13 protein-coding genes and 3 pseudogenes are annotated in these 13,619 nt (G+C 73.4%); 7 read left to right on the top strand and 9 right to left on the bottom strand.

Annotation, left to right across the window (positions count from 1 at the left end; translation table 11 throughout):
* The 4 genes and pseudogenes from CRM73_RS06020 to CRM73_RS06005 form a co-directional block, all read right to left on the bottom strand.
* Positions 1-850, bottom strand: a pseudogene (locus tag CRM73_RS06020) (heavy metal translocating P-type ATPase); the annotation flags it as partial.
* Between the two features lie 98 nt (positions 851-948).
* Positions 949-2,093: pseudogene (locus CRM73_RS06015) on the bottom strand (sensor histidine kinase).
* Entirely contained in the window at positions 2,090-2,791 is a 702-nt protein-coding gene (locus CRM73_RS06010) for a response regulator transcription factor (RefSeq protein WP_035924157.1), read from the bottom strand. The pseudogene CRM73_RS06015 and the gene CRM73_RS06010 overlap by 4 nt, the downstream one beginning before the upstream one ends.
* Positions 2,792-3,116: 325 nt before the next feature.
* Positions 3,117-3,528: pseudogene (locus CRM73_RS06005) on the bottom strand (VIT1/CCC1 transporter family protein); the annotation flags it as partial.
* 189 nt (positions 3,529-3,717) lie between these two features.
* Between CRM73_RS06005 and CRM73_RS06000 the strand changes: the two are divergent.
* From CRM73_RS06000 to CRM73_RS05985, 4 genes are read left to right on the top strand one after another with little or no spacing between them, the layout of a single operon-like run.
* Positions 3,718-4,311, top strand: a complete 594-nt coding sequence (locus CRM73_RS06000; RefSeq protein ID WP_229587152.1) for a DUF6448 family protein — start codon at positions 3,718-3,720, stop codon at positions 4,309-4,311.
* Positions 4,312-4,333: 22 nt separating this feature from the next.
* Positions 4,334-4,879 (top strand): signal peptidase I, encoded by a 546-nt coding sequence (gene lepB / locus CRM73_RS05995; RefSeq protein WP_229587151.1) that lies wholly within the window; start codon positions 4,334-4,336, stop codon positions 4,877-4,879.
* Between the two features lie 58 nt (positions 4,880-4,937).
* The gene (locus CRM73_RS05990; protein ID WP_229587150.1) at positions 4,938-6,224 is read left to right on the top strand and encodes a phenylacetate--CoA ligase family protein; all 1,287 of its coding nucleotides are present in this window, start codon (positions 4,938-4,940) and stop codon (positions 6,222-6,224) included.
* A complete protein-coding gene (locus CRM73_RS05985; RefSeq protein WP_229587149.1) occupies positions 6,206-6,349 on the top strand; it encodes a hypothetical protein in 144 nt (47 codons plus the stop codon). Before CRM73_RS05990 ends, CRM73_RS05985 begins: the two co-directional genes overlap by 19 nt.
* Before the next feature lie 91 nt (positions 6,350-6,440).
* Here CRM73_RS05985 and CRM73_RS05980 read toward each other — a convergent pair whose 3' ends face one another.
* A complete protein-coding gene (locus CRM73_RS05980) occupies positions 6,441-7,622 on the bottom strand; it encodes an MFS transporter (protein ID WP_229587148.1) in 1,182 nt (393 codons plus the stop codon).
* 90 nt (positions 7,623-7,712) lie between these two features.
* Between CRM73_RS05980 and CRM73_RS05975 the strand changes: the two genes are divergently transcribed.
* Positions 7,713-8,294 carry a TetR/AcrR family transcriptional regulator gene (locus tag CRM73_RS05975; protein ID WP_017831864.1) on the top strand — a complete coding sequence of 194 codons (582 nt, stop codon included), beginning with the start codon at positions 7,713-7,715 and terminating at the stop codon, positions 8,292-8,294.
* Between the two features lie 78 nt (positions 8,295-8,372).
* On the opposite strand, the gene CRM73_RS05970 is transcribed toward CRM73_RS05975, so the two are convergent.
* From CRM73_RS05970 to CRM73_RS05955, 4 genes are all read right to left on the bottom strand, one after another.
* Positions 8,373-9,011 (bottom strand): YitT family protein, encoded by a 639-nt coding sequence (locus tag CRM73_RS05970; RefSeq protein WP_229587146.1) that lies wholly within the window; start codon positions 9,009-9,011, stop codon positions 8,373-8,375.
* A 115-nt stretch (positions 9,012-9,126) separates the two neighbouring features.
* The gene (locus CRM73_RS05965) at positions 9,127-10,026 is read right to left on the bottom strand and encodes an SDR family oxidoreductase (RefSeq protein WP_229587144.1); all 900 of its coding nucleotides are present in this window, start codon (positions 10,024-10,026) and stop codon (positions 9,127-9,129) included.
* A gap of 50 nt (positions 10,027-10,076) precedes the next feature.
* Entirely contained in the window at positions 10,077-10,781 is a 705-nt protein-coding gene (locus tag CRM73_RS05960; protein ID WP_229587143.1) for an HNH endonuclease family protein, read from the bottom strand.
* Between the two features lie 153 nt (positions 10,782-10,934).
* Positions 10,935-11,390 carry an Lrp/AsnC family transcriptional regulator gene (locus tag CRM73_RS05955; RefSeq protein WP_229587142.1) on the bottom strand — a complete coding sequence of 152 codons (456 nt, stop codon included), beginning with the start codon at positions 11,388-11,390 and terminating at the stop codon, positions 10,935-10,937.
* 123 nt (positions 11,391-11,513) lie between these two features.
* Here CRM73_RS05955 and CRM73_RS05950 point away from each other — a divergent pair, with 123 nt between their 5' ends.
* On the top strand, positions 11,514-12,944 hold the full coding sequence (locus CRM73_RS05950) for a DUF6421 family protein (protein WP_017831859.1): 1,431 nt from the start codon (positions 11,514-11,516) through the stop codon (positions 12,942-12,944).
* A gap of 3 nt (positions 12,945-12,947) precedes the next feature.
* A complete protein-coding gene (locus CRM73_RS05945; protein ID WP_126346797.1) occupies positions 12,948-13,619 on the top strand; it encodes an SDR family oxidoreductase in 672 nt (223 codons plus the stop codon).

Here is a 13,619-nt window from a genome sequence, read left to right as displayed (position 1 = left end):
CGGCCTCCACCCGCACGCGCACGGTGGTGTCGGTGGCCACGGTCCCGGCGACCACCGTGTCGCCGGGTGCCCGGCTGACGGCCTTGGACTCGCCGGTGATCATGGACTCGTCGAACTCGGCCGTCCCCGCGACGATCTCCCCGTCGGCCGGGACCCGGGCGCCGGGACGGATGAGCACGACGTCGCCCACGGCCAGCTCGGCGACGGGCACGGTGACGGTGTCGCCGTCGACGACCTTCTCGGCCTCGTCGGGCAGCAGCGCGGCCAGGGCGTCCAGGGCGGAGGACGCCGCGCCGAGGGCGCGCATCTCCATCCAGTGGCCCAGCAGCATGATGACCACCAGCAGGGCCAGCTCCCACCAGAAGTCGAGGTCGAACCCGCCGATCCCCAGGGTGGTGACCCAGGAGGCGACGAAGGCGACGGTGATGGCCATGGCGATCAGCAGCATCATCCCCGGCTGCCGGCTCCTCAGCTCGGTGAGTCCGCCCTTCAGGAACGGCGCCCCGCCGTAGACGAAGATGACAGTGCCCAGCACGGGAGGGATCCAGGTGGAGCCCGGGAACCCGGGGACGGAGTAGCCCAGCAGGTGCCCGACCATCGGGCTGAAGACCACCACGGGGGCCGCCAGCACGAGACTGAGCCAGAACTTGTTCCTGAACATCGCCGTGGAGTGCCCGGCGTGCTCGCCGTTGGTGTGGACCTGGTGGTCCTCGTCCACCGCCGAGTGGGCGTGCTCGTGCGGCATGGCCTGTCCGTGGGTGCCGGCATCGGCGTGCTGCTCGTGGCCGTGGGCGTCCGCGGGCTGCTCCGGGGCGGCGGGGCGGCCGTGGTCCTGGTGCGGGGAGCGCATGATCTTCCTCCTGCGAGAACTGGTGTCCGCTCGGTGGGGACCGAGGTGGGCCTGCTCCTCCTAGGTATATACCCCTAGGGGGTATAAGGCAAGGTGTGTCATCGGGTGATCCCGGCCGGCTCCGGCCCCGCCCGCTGACGGGAGGGCAGCTCCACGGTGAAGGCCGTCCCGGCCCCGGGCCCGGGGGACGTGACGGTCAGCGTCCCGCCGTGGGCCTCGACCAGGGCCCGGGAGATGGTCAGGCCGATCCCGGAGCCGCCGTGGTCGCGGTCCCGGGCGCTGTCCCCGCGCCAGAAGCGCTCGAACACCCGGGACAGGTGCTCGGCGGCGATGCCGTCGCCGGTGTCGGCAACGGTGACGGCCACCTGCCCCGGACCCCGCCGGACGACGCCGAGGGAGACCTGCCCGCCGGCGGTGTGTGGCGCAGGGCGTTGGTGAGCAGGTTGCCCAGCACCTGCCCCATCCGCTGCCGGTCCACGTCCACCACCCCGGCGTCGTCGTCGACGTCCAGGACGAGCCGCACGCCCTTGGCGGCGTACGCCTCCCGGTGGGCCTCCGCGGCAGAGCGGGCCAGGTCGCCGGCCGGCTGCGAGGCGCGGTCCAGGTCGATCCGGCCCTCCTCGGCCCGGGAGACGTCGTGGATGTCCTCGACCAGCCGGGTGAGGCGTCCGAGCTGGTCGGTCACGAGCTCGCCGGTGGCCTCGTCCCACTGCGCCACCCCGTCCTGCAGCGCCTCGCAGTAGACGGTGAGCACCGAGATCGGGGTGCGCATCTCGTGGGCGAGGTCCGAGAGCATCCGCCGCCGGAGCTCCTCGGTGCGCTCCAGCCGCTCGGCCATGGTGTTGAACGAGGCCGCCACGGCGTCCACCTCGACGCCGGCGCCGAGGGCCGGGACCCGGGTGTCGTAGCGGCCGCGGGACACGCCCCGCGCCGCCTCGGTGAGCGCGGCGAGGGGCCGCCGGAGGCGGCGGGTGAACAGCCAGGTCACCGCCGCGGCGCAGATCACGGCGGTGCCCAGGGCCACGCCCAGGACGATGAGACCGGCGTCCCGGTAGGCCCGCTCCACGTGGAGCAGCTCGGGGGAGTTCTCGGCGTGCCCGGCCATGATCAGGTGCTCGTGGAAGATCGCGGGTCCGGCCAGGGAGGCGACCGCCACGGCGGCGAGGATGCCGGCGGCCACCACGATGGCCTGGGCCAGGAAGAACCGGGAGGCCAGGCCGCGGGGGTGTCGTTGCCGGGTCATCGCGCCACCATCCGGTAGCCGACCCCGCGCACGGTGTCGACGAAGGCGGCCTGGTCCTCCCCGAGCTTCCGGCGCAGGTGCCCGATGTGCACGTCCACGATCCGCTCGTCACCCACCCATGAGGGCCCCCACACGGTGTCGATGAGCCGGCGGCGGGTCAGCGCCTCGTGCGGCCGGGCCGTCAGGGCGGCCAGCAGCTCGAACTCGGTGCGGGTCAGCGCCACCGCCTCCCCGCCCACGCGTGCCTCGTGGGCCGCGAGGTCGACGGTCAGCTCGCCGAACTCCCGGGCGGGCTCGACCGGGGCCACCGTGGTGCGGGGCCGGCGCAGCACCGCGGCCACCCGGGCGACGAGCTCGCGGACGCTGAAGGGCTTCGTGATGTAGTCGTCGGCCCCGGCCGCCAGTCCGGCCAGCTTGTCCTCCTCGTCCCCGCGGGCCGTGAGCATCAGCACGTAGCACTCGGAGAAGCCCCGGATCCTGCGGCACACCTCGATGCCGTCCATCCCCGGCAGCCCCAGGTCCAGCACCACCACGTCCGGGCTCCGGTCGCGGGCGGCCTCCACGGCGTCGGGGCCGGTGTGGACGGTGGCGACCTCGTAGCCGCCGCGGGTCAGGTAGGTGGCGACCATCTGCGCCAGGGGCTTCTCGTCGTCCACCACCAGCACCCGCCCGGCCGCCGCGTCAGTGCCAGGATTCATGACTTCAGTGTCCTCCCCCGCCGCGGGGCGGCGGCGCCCGGGGGCGGTCAGCGCGGGAATCTTCGCCAAACCTTCACGGACCACGCCGTCGTGAGCGCGCCGGCACGGACACGATCCTGCTGGCCACCCGCGAGGGCCTGTTCCGGTAGCAGGACCGGGAACTGACCCAGGTGGGCCCGGTCGTGGACCTGATGGGCTTCACCGTCACCCCCGAGGGCCGCCATCCGGCCTCGGGCCACCCCGGGACCGGGACCGACCTGCCCGAGCCGCTGCTGTGAGGCTCCCGGGTACGAGGTCTCCTCGGGCACCCCCACAGGCCGCCGGCCACCGTGCGCAGCGCGGCCCGTGTCCGCGGAGCGCCGCCCAAGTGGGCTGCGACCGATCCGGTGACGATCAGGGCGACGACCACGGACACCATCGTGACCGGTACGGCGATCGGCCGCGGGGAGGTCAGGATGGCGACCAGCGGGATGAGCGCACCCAGGACGAAGGCCGCCGTCGACGCCCTGGGCGGGGAACAGCCCGGCGAGGTGGTCGAGCTCGTAGGCGGCGTCGGTGTGGAGCTGCAGCTGCTCGTGGGCCAGCTCCGCCTTCTGGGAGTCCCGCTGGCTGGAGACCGACACGTACTCTCCCACCGCCATGGACAGAGCTCCGGCGACGACGGCCGCGACCCCGGCAACCAACAGGGCGTTGGTGCTCACCGCCGCCCCGGCCAGCCGGCCGGCGGTGGAGACGATGCCCCCGCGCCGGGCGCGGTGCCGGAGTCACATTGCCGGTGGTGGTGGGCAGCACGGGACGCACCGGCGCACACTGGCAGTGCCGACCCGGACGAGCGGACAGGTCCGTGGCACAGGACCGGCGATCGGCGCCGTGATGCACACCTGCGGTCCCGCCCGTGCGGAGGCCACCCACGAAGGAGACGAACCGTGACGACCGTGCTGCTGGTTCTCGGCGCCTGCCTGTTGGCCCTGTCGGTGGTGGTCCTGCGCCCGGTGCGGGCCGGTGCCCACTGCGACACCATGGACGGACCCGCCGTCCAGGACGGCAGGCGTGCCCTGGAGACGGGCAACCCCAGCCACGCCCTGAAATGGGTGGGCGCGGAGCAGGAGAACGAGCTGCGGGAAATCTTCGCTCTGGCGCGGAAGGCGCGGGATCAGGGCGAGGAGGCACGGGAGGTGGCCGACCGCTGGTTCCTGGAGAACCTCGTGCGCACCCACCGTGCCGGCGAGGGCGCCCCGTACACCGGCCTCAAGCCCTCGGGGGCGCCCGTCGACGAGAAGGTGGTCGCGGCGGACCGCTGCGTCGACACCGGCACCCTGGAGCCACTGGCGGGTCTAGTGCCCACCGAGCTGGTCCCGGAGCTGGAGCGGCGCCTGGCGGCGGTGCTGGAGCGCAAGCACTACGACGTGGACGACCTCAGTGCCGGACGAGACTACGTCGAGGCCTACGTCAGCTTCTTCAAGCTCGCCGAGGGCGAGGAGCACGAGGGTCATCACGCGCACACCGCGCACCGGCACTGACGCCGCATCGGCGGGCGGGCGCGTGGGACAAGAACTGGTCACAGTGGCGGCGCTGGCCCTGACCGCCGTCCTGGTCGGTCTGGCCGTCCGCCGCTGGTTGATCTTCGTGACGCAGGTCGACTCCGTGTCCATGGTTCCCGCCCTGCTGCCGGGCCGGCGCCTGGTGACCCGGCGCCAGTGGCGCCCCGGGCGGATACGGCGCGGCGACATCCTTGTCGTCGACTCGCAGGAACTGGGCCGGACGGTCGTCAAGCGCGTCGTCGGCCTGCCCGGGGAGCGGGTGGTGATCGAGCCCGGCGGCCGGATCAGTGTCGACGGCCGGCCGGTGACCGAGCCCTACGTGGTGCACGCCGGGGGCCCGTGCGGTGTCTTCCACGTCCCGCCGGGACGCGTGCTGCTGCTCGGGGACAACCGCGCCCGCTCCAGCGACAGCCGCACCTGGCAGGACCCGTACCTGCCGGTGCGGGCCGTCCGCGGGACGGTGCTCACCGGCCCCGTCCGGCTGCGGCCCGCCCCCGGCCGGGGCAAGGCCTCGGACGGCCAACCCGCCCGAGGGACCGAGGACTGATTCCGTCACCTGCGCGGGGGCCCTGTCTCCCCCGGCCCCGGATTCCTAGAGTCGTGCCATGGGGACACGACGGACCGCGGCGGCGGACGCCCGGGGGACCAGCGCTGCACGGGTGTGGTGGGACGCCCGCCGAGCCCGCCGGAAGGACCCGGAGGCGCTGCGCCGGCGGCAGCGGGAGCGGCTGGCCGAGCTCGTGGCCTTCGCGCGGGAGCACTCCGCCTACTACCGGCGGCTCTACCAGGGGCTGCCGGAGCGGGTCGAGGACGTCACCTCCCTGCCGGTGACGGACAAGCGGCAGCTGATGGCCCACTTCGACGAGGTCGCCACGGACCCGGCCGTGACCCTGGCGGCGGTCCAGGAGTTCGTGGCGGACCCGGCCCGGATCGGGGAGCGGTTCGCCGGGAGGTACCTGGTGGCCACCACCGCCGGCACCACCGGCACCCGGGGTCTCTTCGTGCTCGACGACCGGTACCGGGCGGTGACCTCGGGGATGATGGCCCGGCTGTCCGCGGGCTGGCTGTCCGGGCGGGACCTGGTGCGGCTCACGGTGCGCGGGGGCCGGTTCGCCGCGGTCGTGGCCACCGGCGGGCACTTCCTGGCCGTGGCCACCAGCACCCGGGAGATGCGGGAGCGACCGCGGCGCCACCGCCGGCTCAGGATCCTCTCGATCCACCGGCCGCTGCCCGAGCTGGTGGCCGAGCTCAACGCCTTCGGCCCGCTCATGCTCGGCGCCTACGCCAGCATGCTGCGCCTGCTGGCCTCCGAGCAGGAGGCCGGGCGGCTGCGCCTGCACCCGGTGCTGGTGCTCAGCACCGCCGAGGGTCTGCCGCCGGACGAGCGCACCCGGATCGAGCGGGCCTTCGGGGCGCCCGTGCGGGAGGTCTACGGGTGCACCGAGATCGGCTACGCGGCCTCGAGCTGCGCCCGGGGCTGGCTGCACCTGGTCGAGGACTGGGTCGTTCTCGAACCCGTCGACGCCGAGCACCGTCCCGTCCCGCCCGGGACCGTCTCGCACACGGTGCTGATGACGAACCTGGCCAACCGGGTCCAGCCGATCATCCGCTACGACGTCGGCGACCGGGTCCTGATGAAGCCGGAACCGTGCGGCTGCGGGACCCGGCCCCGGCCCTGCGCGTGCAGGGCCGGGCCTCGGACGTCCTCGCCTTCCCCGACGACGACGGGCGGGGCCTGGTCGCGGTGCCCCCGCTCGCGCTGGGGACCGTCATCGACCGCGTCCCGGGCGTGGAGCTGTTCCAGGTCGTGCAGACCGCCCCTGCCGGCCTGCGGGTGCGGCTGCTCCCGGCGGCCGGCGAGGACCCCGAGCAGGTGTGGGCCGCCGCGCTGAGCGCCGTCACCGATCTGCTCGGCGACCTGGGCCTGGGGCACGTCGCCGTCGAACGGGCCCCGGAGGCACCGCAGCAGAGCACCGGCGGCAAGTACCGCACCGTCGTCCCGCTCCCCGCACCATGACGGGTCCGCCGGACGGTCGCCTGGCGGGCCTCGCCGGACGGACGGGGATCGAGCTGCCCGGTGCTCGTCCTCGTGGCCCGCGTGCGCCTGATCAGGCCCGCGGGCTGCCGGCCCCCTCGGGGTGCGGGGCCGGCGTGGTGCGGGAGGACCGCGCCCCGGACCGGCCGCTCAGGGCGGGCAGCACCGCGAGGACCCCGAGCGCACCGGCCACGACGAAGGCCAGGACCGGGGCGGCGGGGTCGAACAGGACGCCCAGGAGGACCGAGCCGGCCGCCTGACCGACGGCGAGGGCGATGAACAGCACGGCGGTGCCCTCGGACACGCGATCGGGAACCACCCGCGCGGCCCAGACGATGAGGACGCCGGACAGGGCGGTGTAGCCGGCCCCGAACACGGCGGCGGAGACGAACGCGGCGAGCGGCGCCCCCGGCGCCGCGCCCAGGACGACGGTCGCACCGGCCATGGCCACCGCGGTCGAGACCCACGCCGTCCGCAGGCTCCAGACCTGGACGATCTTCCCGGCGGCGGCGCCCAGCACGCCGAACGCCCCCAGGACCATCCAGGCCGCGATGGAGTAGGACTCCTCGCCCGTGCCGGACTCGGCCATGGCCGTGCGCCCGAAGGTCCAGATCGCGGCGCTCGAGGCGCCGGCGAGCGCCGCCGCGGCGATGGGCAGGGCCAGCGGCACCAGGTCACGGACCCGCACCCGTGCAGGCCCCTCCGCGGCCGGAGACCGGTGCGCAGACTGGTCCGCCCGGAGGGTGGCCACGGTGGCCGCTGCCACCAGGACGGCGATGGCCGCCCATCCCAGGCGCCACTGCTCGATCGTGAGGAGCATGAGGACGCCCGCGACGACGATGCCCGCCCCGGTGCCGGCGTTGACGACCGTCTGGGCGCTCTCCTGGCGCTCCGGAGCGAGGTTGCGCTCGATGAGCGTGACCAGGCCCGGGGTGGCGAACCCGGCGCCGGCCCCGGCCAGCACCACGCTCACCGCGAGGACGACCGCGGTGGGCGAGGCCGCCACGCCTGCCGTGCCCAGCGTGGCCGTCGCCCCCGCGCACAGCACGACCACGCGCGGGCGGGCGGCGAGGCGCGAGGCGAGCACCGCGGCGAGGCAGAAGGAGAGGAAGCTCCCGGCCTGGATGAGCCCGGAGACGGCCGAGCCCATCTGGAAGGTCTCGGTGAACCGGGGCAGGAAGAGGCCGTAGCCGAAGCGCGCCAGCCCGTAGGTCGCCGCGATCAGTGCCATCCCGCTGATCACCAGAGCTCGCATGGAACTCCCTCTGGCACGTCGCTTACCAGAACGATCGTAACGCTACACCAAAACGCTCGTTCTGGAACGAGAGATCGATACAGTGGTGGGGTGACCACCGTCCCGCGACTCCCCGCGCGCACCCGGCTGCTGCAGGCGGCTGACCGCGTGCTGTTCGACCGCGGCATCCGGGCCACGCCCGTCGACGAGCTGCTGCGCGAGGCGGAGGTCTCGGCAGCCACCCTGTACACGCACTTCGGCAGCAAGGACGCCCTGGTGGCCGAGGCGCTGCGGGTCCGGCTGGCGGACTGGCGGTCGGTCTGGGACCAGCACGTGGTCGCGGCCGCCGACGACACGGCGCGGCTGCTCGCGGTGTTCGATGCCCTGGCCTCCTACCGGCGGGACCAGCCCCACCCGGCGCGCTGGTGCGCCTTCCTGGCCGCGGCCACCGAGCTTCCCGAGGCCGCGGACGAGATCGGCGCCGTCCTGGCCGCGGACACCGCCCTCCTCACCGAGCGACTCCTGCACCTCTCCCGGCCCCTCGCCGGGGGACGCGCCCAGGACCTGGCCGACGAGGTCCTCCTGGCCTACGGCGGGACCCTGGCCGCCTTCCTCCGCGGCACCCCGCGCTCACCGATCGAGGTCGGCCGCCGCCTGGCCTCCGCCGCGGTCCGAGCCCACCGCCGCGCCTGACCCTTCACCAGCGACGGGCGGCTCCGGACCCCGACGCCGGGGCCACCTCGGTGCGGGCGTGCAGAGCGGGGCCTGGCGTCAGCGGTGGAGACGGACGCTCAGCCGGGGCAGCAGGATCTGGACCAGCGGGCCGATGGCCAGGGCGTAGAGCACCGTGCCCAGTCCCACGGTGCCGCCGAGCACCCACCCGGCGAGCACCACGACCACCTCGATCGAGGTGCGGACCACGCGCACCGATCCCCCGGTGCGCCGGACCAGGCCGGTCATCAGCCCGTCCCGCGGGCCGGCGCCCAGGTGCACCCCGATGTAGGCGGCGGTCGCCACGGCGTTGAGGAGCACGCCGGCGAGCACGAGCAGCACCCGCAGCGGCAAGGACTCGACCGGAGGCAGCACCGCCAGGGTCGCGTCGAGCACCAGCCCGACCACCACGGCGTTGCTGAGGGTGCCCAGCCCGGGCCGCTCGCGCAGCGGGATCCAGAGGAGGAGCAGCAGCACGCTGACCACGATGACCACCGTGCCCATGCTCAGCCCGAACTGCCGGGACAGCCCCTGGTGCAGCACGTCCCACGGGATGACACCGAGCTCCGCCCGCACGAGCATCCCCATGGTGATGCCGTAGAGCACCAGCCCGGCGAAGAGCTGCACGAGCCGCCGGGGCAGCCGGCGCGACCCCGGCCCGTCGATCGAGCGGGCGAGGGCGCGCGGACTCCAGTTCATGCGGATCATCTTCGCACCGGCGGGGCCCTCCCTGCGCACGGGCCGGAATCGCCGGCGAGGCCGCCGCCCGCCCGGCACGTCGTCGGCCCTCCGCGCGGCCGAGGACCGGCCGGCTTCAGATCCGCCGGGTGCTGGTGATGCCGCCGTCCACGTGGATCTCGGCGCCGTGGAGGTAGGCGGCGTCGTCGGAGACGATCCAGGCGACGGCGGCGGCGATCTCCTCCGGGGTCCCGGGACGCCCGGCGGGAGTGGCGGCCGTGATCCGGGCGATCACGTCGTCGGCCGGGGCGTTGACCGGGGACCGCGTCGCTCCGGGAGAGACGGTGTTGACCCGCACACCGTGCGACCCGAACTCCGCCGCCCAACTGCGCGCGAGCTGGATCTGCGCCGCCTTCGTCGCCGAGTACAGCCCCACGACAGGGCTGCCGACGTGGGCCATCCACGAGCCGATGACGACGATTGCCCCGCTGCCGTTCTCGACCATCCCCGGCGCCAGGGCGGCCGTGAGCACGTGCGGGGCACGCACGTTGACGGCGAGCGCGGCCTCGAGATCCGCGTCGGTGAGGGAGAGGGTGTCCACGGCGGGGCACACGGCGGCGTTGTGGACCAGCGTGTCGACGTGACCGCCCAGGGTCTGCGCGGCCGCGCGGGCGAAGGCCCGGAGGTCGTCCGCGGGGGCGGTGAGCTCGGAGGCGATGAGGTCCGCCCGCCCTCCGCGGTCGCGGATCCCGGCCACCACGCCGTCCCCGCGGGCGCGGTCACGGCCCGTGACGCCGACGTACCACCCTCGAGCCGCCAGTGTCCGTGCGGTGGCGGCACCGATGCCGCTGGTGGAGCCGGTGACCAGAGCGGTGCGGGTTCGTCCCAGTGGTGTCATGACCCCATGCTCGCCGGGGCGAGCCCGGATGGCCACAGCCGGCTCGAGCAGGACGGGCAGCACGCCGTTCCCGACGACGTCGTCGTGGCGCTGCGGCGCCCGCTGCACCCGGGCAGGATCGAAGCAACCCCTCTGCACGACCCGGCCGCTCCTCCGCGCCGCGCCCGCCCGGGATCCGTCCGCCCGGCTCAGGCCTTCCTGACGGTGAGGGTGACGTTGGGGCAGGAGGCGGCGATCCGGGTCAGGGCGGCCTTCTCCGTGCTGTCGACCTTGAGACCCCAGCGGATCTTCACCGCCACCCACTCCCCGACGTAGCCGCAGCGGTTCCGCGGCGGCATCCAGGCCTCGGGGCCCCGGGCCTGCTTGGCCGAGTTCAGCGCGGAGGTCTGGGCGCTGAGCGTGCGGTGGTCGCCGAGGTCGTTGTAGAACGCCACGCGCTTGGCCTTCGTCCAGTACCGCGCCCCGGAGCCCCAGGCCTCGTGGACGGGCACCGTGTGGTCGATCTGCACCGTGGTGGCCGAGGTGTGCACCCTCCCGTCCCAGGTGGTGATCCAGCGCCCGCCCTTGACGGTGCAGCGCTTGCTGGTGGTGAAGCTGATGCTCGCCCTGGACTCGTTCTGCAGCACCTCGGCGCGGGTGTTCTGGCAGTCGCGGTTGGCGTCGTTCCAGTCGCCGAACTGCCTGGCCCGGTCATAGCCGGAGTTGTTCTCCCCGGCCACGGGCAGGGACTTCACTGCGGTGCGCAACGAGGCGCTGTAGGTCGTCGCCGCCTCGACGGGCATAGCACCACCGACGAGGACCAGACCGGCCACGACCACCGATGCCGCGGCAGTCCGGAGCGGGCCGCCGACAGTGGGCGAGCCGTCGCCGGAAGGGCGGGCACGGAAGAGCATGCTGAGGAACATCGGGGGCCTCCAGGAAGGGGGATGAGGCGCCGGCGCGGGCGTCACTCCATCCTGGCATCGCTATTGCAAATACATGCAACGTGTTGTGGTCACACTTTTGGGGACGACTCCCGGGACAGGGGGGGACCTCTGAGAGCTGCGTCAGGCCTCGACAGGGGAGAGCATCGGCCGGTGCTCGTAGAAGGTCTGCAGCACCACGGTGGTGCGGGTGTTCACGGAGGCCACGTGGCGCACCTCGTTGACGAGGGCCTCGAGCGCCTTCGGCGAAGCCACCCGGACGAACAGCATGTAGGCGGAGTCCCCGGCCACCGAGTGGCAGGCCTCGATCGCCGTGATCGACTGCAGGAGCTCGGGGGCGTTGTCGGGCTGGCGGGGATCGAGGGGCGTGATCTCGATGAAGGCCGCGAGCGGCTTGCCGATGGCCTCGGGGTCGAGGATCGCCTGGTACCCGGCGATCACCCCGTTGCTCTCGAGCTTGCGCAGGCGCGCCTGCACGGCCGAGACCGAGAGGCCGACCCGCTCGGACAACTGGGCGAGGGTGGCGCGCGGGTCGTGGGACACCTCGGTTGCCAGTCGCACATCCATGGGGTCGTCCATGGGCCGAACGCTACCAGCTGATCCCGCCGAGAGGGTTGACAGCCTCACGACCACATGTGAATGTTCCTGTATGTGATCATCATCACCGGAAAATTTCCGCTGATCTACGACAGGAGGGTTTCAATGTCCACGTCTCTGCAGGCGGTGCAGGCCATCATCGGCGAACCTGAGGTCGTGGAGGATGCCCGCACCGTGGAGTCGAGCCCGGCCTGGCTCCGGCTCCGGTCGGCGGCCACCGCCCTGCAGGCCCTGCAGGTCAAGGACGGGTCGATCCCCGAGCTCGCCGACCACCCGACGGCGCGCGAGCACGTCGAGGTGATCGTGGCGTCGATCGCCGAGCTCGCCCCGCTCTTCCCGCACGACGCGGCGTACCTGGCGGCCCTGCCCCGCGACTTCGCACGCTGGGCGGACGGCGGCTTCGGGGAGCCGGACTTCCTCGACTCCCTCGTCGAGTTCCAGCCGCAGCAGCACCGCGTGGACGGCATCCGGCATCTCGTCGTGTTCCCCATGCACACCCAGAACGGCTCGGCGAACCGGCACGTCGAGGCCCTGATCGTCGAGGCGATCTGGCCGGAGTTCATCGCCGAGCTCGAGGCCGGGCACTACGGCAACAAGCTGTTCGTGTCCCTGCGGCTGATCGACTTCACCCCGGGCTACGACTCGAACTCCGCGGTCCTGTTCCCCGAGACGGTCGCCGTGCGGGAGATCCCGACGTTCACCTGGGGCGCCATCTTCCAGGACCGTGAGGCGGCACGCTACCGCCGCGTGGTCACCGCAGCCGCCGGCATCACGAAGCTGGACCTGCCCGAGGACGCCGCGGCGCTGCTCGCCGATCAGGATCTCGCCGAGAAGACCTTCGTGATGTGGGACATCATCCACGACCGCACGCACATGCGCGGCGACCTGCCGTTCGACCCGTTCATGATCAAGCAGCGGATGCCGTTCTTCCTGTACTCCCTGGAGGAGCTGCGCTGCGACCTGACGGCGTTCCGGGAGTCGGTGACGATCGAGCGTGCGCTCACGGCGCGGCGAGCGGCCGGCGAGGAGCTCACCGAGATCGAGGAGCAGACCCGCCGGCACGGGAAGCTCGTGCAGTACGCGGTGATCTTCGACCGGATCTTCCGTTTCGCGATCACCGGTTCGCGGGTGCGCAACTACGACGGGCTGGGCGGGCAGCTGCTGTTCGCCTGGCTCCACCGGAAGCACGTCCTGCAGTGGCGTGACGTCGAGCTCAGCTTCGACTGGGACCGGGTCGCGGACGCGGTCGTCGAGCTCGGCGAGGCCATCGACCAGCTGTACTGGGAGTCGATCGACCGGCCGAAGACGGTGCACTGGATGAAGGCGTACGAGCTCATCGCCTCCGTGGTCCCTCCGAACCCCGCATCGGTGTGGGCGGAGGGGCTCCCCCGCGAGGTGCTGGCCGGGCCGCCGCGAGGCTACACGGACCTGGTGCTGGACGACGAGTTCCCGCTGTCGATGTTCTTCGAGGCGCTCGACAAGAAGATGAAGGGCGTCATCGCGTCGACGGCCGGCATCCGCGCCACGGACGCCTGAGCGATGACCGACCTGACCGGGCGCACCGTCCTGATCGCCGGCGCCACCAGTGCGTCCGGTCTGGCGGCGGCGCGGACCCTGACCTCGGCCGGGGCCCGCGTCGTCGCCACGGGGCGCCACGCGGAGAAGCTCGTCCCCCTCGCAGCACTGGGGGCGCACACGGAGACGGTGGACCTCGCCGACGAGCGCGCCGTGCTCGACCTCTCCCGCCGGCTGCACGACCGCGGCTGGTCGATCGACGGGATCCTCCACCTCGTCGGAGGATGGCGCGGCGGCGGTGGGCTCGCTGGGCAGACGGAGGAGGACTACCGCGTGCTGGAGACCTCCTTCACCGCCCTGCGCCACCTGAGCCGTGCCTTCGACGACGACCTCCGGGCCTCGCCGGCGGGCCGGCTGGCGATCGTGTCCTCGACCGCGGTGAACCGTCCGCTGGCGGGCGGGGCCAACTACGCCGCGGTGAAGGCCGCGAGCGAGGCGTGGACCCGGGCTGTGGCGCAGGGATATGCGAAGGGCGCCCGCGAGGCCGGCGAGCCGCTGCGCGTCGCCGCCGTGATCTTCCGGGTGAAGGCCCTGGCCGGTCTGGAGGACCGGCTCGCGAACGCCTACGCCGGGCTCTGGGACGCCGAGGCCCCGGAACTGAACGACTCGACCATCGAACTCCAGGAGAAAGGATGA

Origin of the sequence: Kocuria sp. CCUG 69068 (genome assembly GCF_020833785.1) — a bacterium.
In the GTDB taxonomy this organism is placed as follows: Bacteria; Actinomycetota; Actinomycetes; order Actinomycetales; family Micrococcaceae; genus Kocuria; species Kocuria rosea.
Note: the sequence above shows the minus strand (reverse complement) of the source record. Positions and strands in the feature narration are given on the sequence as shown.

Bases quoted from the DNA above. Each gene is read 5' to 3' on its own strand.
- CRM73_RS05980 (WP_229587148.1), bottom strand. From the start codon at position 7,622: ATGCGAGCTCTGGTGATCAGCGGGATGGCACTGATCGCGGCGACCTAC.
- CRM73_RS05955 (WP_229587142.1), bottom strand. From the start codon at position 11,390: ATGGACGACCCCATGGATGTGCGACTGGCAACCGAGGTGTCCCACGAC.
- CRM73_RS06010 (WP_035924157.1), bottom strand. From the start codon at position 2,791: ATGAATCCTGGCACTGACGCGGCGGCCGGGCGGGTGCTGGTGGTGGAC.
- CRM73_RS05960 (WP_229587143.1), bottom strand. From the start codon at position 10,781: ATGCTCTTCCGTGCCCGCCCTTCCGGCGACGGCTCGCCCACTGTCGGC.
- CRM73_RS05950 (WP_017831859.1), top strand. From the start codon at position 11,514: ATGTCCACGTCTCTGCAGGCGGTGCAGGCCATCATCGGCGAACCTGAG.
- CRM73_RS05970 (WP_229587146.1), bottom strand. From the start codon at position 9,011: ATGAACTGGAGTCCGCGCGCCCTCGCCCGCTCGATCGACGGGCCGGGG.
- CRM73_RS05945 (WP_126346797.1), top strand. From the start codon at position 12,948: ATGACCGACCTGACCGGGCGCACCGTCCTGATCGCCGGCGCCACCAGT.
- CRM73_RS05990 (WP_229587150.1), top strand. From the start codon at position 4,938: ATGGGGACACGACGGACCGCGGCGGCGGACGCCCGGGGGACCAGCGCT.